General features: G+C 61.9%; 1 protein-coding gene. It reads right to left on the reverse strand.

Going from position 1 to position 260, the window contains the following annotated elements; translation table 11 throughout:
- Window positions 1-260: AMP-binding protein (locus LCU97_RS26590; RefSeq protein WP_232778226.1), on the reverse strand; the 260-nt coding region annotated here is incomplete at both ends.

The raw sequence follows: 260 nt of genomic DNA on the forward strand, positions 1-260 counted from the left end.
CCCGGTACGTCTTCGCGGGCCAGCACCACGGCTTCCTTCACGGCATCGTGTTGGGCCAGTCGAGCCTCGATCTCGCCCAGTTCGATCCGGAAACCGCGGATCTTCACTTGGTCGTCGTTTCGGCCCAGGTACTCGATATTGCCGTCCGGCAGGTAACGCCCCAAGTCGCCGGTCTTGTACATCCGGGCGTTCGGTTCACGGCTGAACGGATCCTTGAGGAAGCGTTCGGCGGTCAGGTCATCGCGATTGAGATAACCGCG

The sequence above is a fragment of the Pseudomonas uvaldensis genome (assembly GCF_021271205.1).
In the GTDB taxonomy this organism is placed as follows: domain Bacteria; phylum Pseudomonadota; class Gammaproteobacteria; order Pseudomonadales; family Pseudomonadaceae; genus Aquipseudomonas; species Aquipseudomonas uvaldensis.